Below are 3,140 nucleotides of genomic sequence, written 5' to 3' on the forward strand. Positions count from 1 at the left end.
GCTGACGCTGGTCGGGAGTTAGTTCTATCGTTGGGGCAACATTCATGAGCGTTTAATTGAGGGTTGGAGGGAATATACGATGTCCCCAGCTAATAATTACTATAATTTTTGAAATTAAGTACTAGTAGTTTGGCAGCAGGTATTTGAACCCCCCACACAAGATATCGTCACAACGTCCTGTTTTCCCTGAATTCTGTTCTATACAACGACTTATATTGGCATACCGGTTACCAGGTAAAAGCTTTCCCAAATCCTTTTTACCGGAGGTAGCATTGTTACTAGAACCGGTTGTCACAAACGAAATTATAAAAGCCAGTATAAAAGAGAGCGAGGTTTTCATAATACTCCTTTTTTGTGGTCAAAATTTCAAACTGGTTTATTGTAATTATCCTAAAACAGGATATCCTGAATAATCCATTGAATTTTCCTAGTTCTGTATTGCCCAGCTATGCAAACTGTTTCGTTCTCCATTTTCCTGGTGGATCATTCTGCAGTTTTTTAAAAGCGTGGATAAAGGCTCCCTTGCCGGAGTATCCCAGGGCAAGGGCTACCTGCAGAATAGTTATGTCTTTCAATGAATCTTCTGAAAGGACCTGTTTAGCGACTTTCAGCCGGTGGTACTGTATGTACTTTTTTAGTCCCATCCCTGTATAGTATTTGAACAGCGTTGTAAAATGTGTCCCATTAATGTAGCACTGCTCCTTCAACCAGCAGACCTTAAGGTTTGGGCGATACAAATGCTCATGGATACATTCTATGACCCGTTGGACTTCATCAGGCCAGTCTGGGTCAGGCTCTGGTAGTTCGCTTCTATAGTTCGCTAAAATGCGTTCTGCTTTTCTTATATCATCTCCCATGAAATAAGTGATTTAATATCTTAATGATGAGTGAATTGTTGAGCTATTTAGAATCAAACTCTCCTGCTCTTGTCTTAACAACATTTCTTCAGCCCACCAGTAATGATAGATAGCTCAGTCGGAACACCGTTACAAAAAGAAATAAACATTAGGGGATTCTAATATTTTGCGGGTGTAATGCGATTCTGCAAATAAGTTAACAAATAGAGCTACATGAGTCTCTCTACCTATTGTTGAGAACGCCACCTACCCGCATCCGCGGCTCCACAATTTGCAGGTGACTCAGGGCAAAATGGCGGTCCACAGCAATAGTTCCACTAGATTCCTAATTACCATTATGAATCCAGCTCAATTTCATATCGAACGATTTCCTGAATCCCGGTCTGCTCATCTGTCTCTCGGGTATACATGTAGCCATTATTTACAACTTCTATCGGTTTATCACGCGGCCACTTAACCTTGGTGATCAGCTCTCCCGATTTCTTCAGCACCCACCACTCATATACCTCATCACTTTCGATAATGGTAGCAACCCACAGTCGATCCTCATCATCAAAAAACATAGTCTCCAGGGCTGGCCAGGTCTCCGGCAGGTTGTCCGCCTCCCTGATCATTTTCAACGGCACCCTCTCACCCAGCTTATCCTCCATATAGCCGGTCTTATTATACCGTGTAAGAACTTTGTCCTCGTCAAAATCCCTATCTTCAAAGGAATGTTGGATAGTATTGATCTGCTCCCCCTTTGAATCATACACCTGAATCTTAAACTCTTCCGTTCTGGCAGCATACAGGTAATCTTCATCGGACACAGCAATTAAGGGTTTACCATGAAATGGGAAATCGTGCATTACTTTAATTGGCCCTCTCTGGCTGGACAAATAGGTTAGACCCTTTTGTTTTATAACAGGTCCACGTAATATAAAACCATCGCTGTCTTGGATTACATAGTAAACCAGACTTGCTTTTTTATCATACTGGTCAAAAGGCTGCCTGTAGGTGACCAAAAGTGTTCCGTTATTCAATGGAAAAAACCGTGTGGGATAGTATCCTTGCAGGACTTTATAGTTATGCCTGTTCTCGGCAAGTAGCTTAATAGAGTGTGAAAAATTCAATCCTTTCAGCCTGAATATTTCAATCCCTTTTGGTACTTCAAAGTAGAAATCCGAAACCATTAAACTATTTGAATGGATTGCCATAGATGTGTGCCGATTTATTTGAGCAAACTCTCCCGGCCCTTTTCCCTCACGCCCAAGAGACGTCAAATAACTTCCATCCGGATTAAATACGTGAATCGTTGTTTGATCCGTATCTGTAATGAATACCCGGTTTTGATCATCAACCGTTAATGTGGCTATATCTCCAACAATGACTTCTTCCGTTGAGCCATAAGTACCTTCCCGAGATAAACTAATATGAGTGCTATCGTTTTGAAGTGCATGCAACTCAAGACCCCATGACATCAAAATTACAAGAATAATGATTATCTGTTTCATAGCAACCTATTGTTTGGGTACCAAATGTAATTTTGGAAACCCGTTGCTATTACGATGACAATATCATACACTGCAAAACTTTGATCTTCTCTCACTTTTAATATAACGGGCAAAGCCACCTGGCCTGATTCTAAACCGACCAGGGTTTCATAATCTTTAAGCTCTGTTGTCTCCACCACTTCTTGGGATGGCTTCTCTGCACTGCAACTCAGTACAAAGCACAGTAGTAAGCATGAAAAATAGGAATAGGTCTTGAACATATTGATGTATGCTATTGTTATCTCTTTTGAAATGTGGAAAGCAATTGAGCAGGTCCATTCATTTTTCAAATTATTTTATCTTCACCATATTCAATGTCTCATTTAAATCGCCTAAAAGCCATTTGAAGCGGCTATAGTAATATTTGTACCACCATTTCATCCATTCTGTCTTTGTAAACCACTGGCTCTCCTTTAAATAATAAATGAACCTATGCGTCAATGGGTGCATACATTTAAAATTCCATGGCTTACTTTGTGAAAGAAAATGTACTATATAAGGAGCATTAACCAACTCATCGTATTTTTCGAGAGTGGTTCTCGTAAAATCTGATTCAGGCAAAACTTGAGGCCAATAAATGCAACCTTGTTGATTCCATCTCAGATCTAATTTACTCCAGTTATCAGCTAGTGTCATTACCACTAAATAAAAGGGGTAAATGTGATTGGGTTTTTGTATTTTTCGAATAAAACATCATGGATAAACTCACCTTTCCCGACCTCTCTCAACAAGTCAAAGATCAACTCCTTAC

At 40.1% G+C, this 3,140-nt stretch carries 4 protein-coding genes; all 4 read right to left on the bottom strand.

The window, feature by feature from the left end; genetic code table 11:
- Positions 1-121 precede the first annotated feature (121 nt).
- On the bottom strand, positions 122-340 hold the full coding sequence (locus NC796_RS26430; RefSeq protein WP_310688882.1) for a hypothetical protein: 219 nt from the start codon (positions 338-340) through the stop codon (positions 122-124).
- 106 nt (positions 341-446) lie between these two features.
- On the bottom strand, positions 447-857 hold the full coding sequence (locus tag NC796_RS26435) for an AraC family transcriptional regulator (RefSeq protein WP_310688884.1): 411 nt from the start codon (positions 855-857) through the stop codon (positions 447-449).
- 335 nt (positions 858-1,192) lie between these two features.
- A complete protein-coding gene (locus tag NC796_RS26440) occupies positions 1,193-2,350 on the bottom strand; it encodes a 6-bladed beta-propeller (protein ID WP_310688885.1) in 1,158 nt (385 codons plus the stop codon).
- Between the two features lie 330 nt (positions 2,351-2,680).
- Entirely contained in the window at positions 2,681-3,025 is a 345-nt protein-coding gene (locus NC796_RS26980) for a glycosyltransferase (protein WP_409070429.1), read from the bottom strand.
- Positions 3,026-3,140 lie beyond the last annotated feature (115 nt).

This window comes from Aliifodinibius sp. S!AR15-10 (assembly GCF_031569985.1).
GTDB lineage: Bacteria > Bacteroidota > Rhodothermia > Balneolales > Balneolaceae > JAMQKA01.

Coding starts and splice junctions, on each gene's coding strand:
- NC796_RS26430 (WP_310688882.1), bottom strand. CDS start 340: ATGAAAACCTCGCTCTCTTTTATACTGGCTTTTATAATTTCGTTTGTG.
- NC796_RS26435 (WP_310688884.1), bottom strand. CDS start 857: ATGGGAGATGATATAAGAAAAGCAGAACGCATTTTAGCGAACTATAGA.
- NC796_RS26440 (WP_310688885.1), bottom strand. CDS start 2,350: ATGAAACAGATAATCATTATTCTTGTAATTTTGATGTCATGGGGTCTT.
- NC796_RS26980 (WP_409070429.1), bottom strand. CDS start 3,025: ATGACACTAGCTGATAACTGGAGTAAATTAGATCTGAGATGGAATCAA.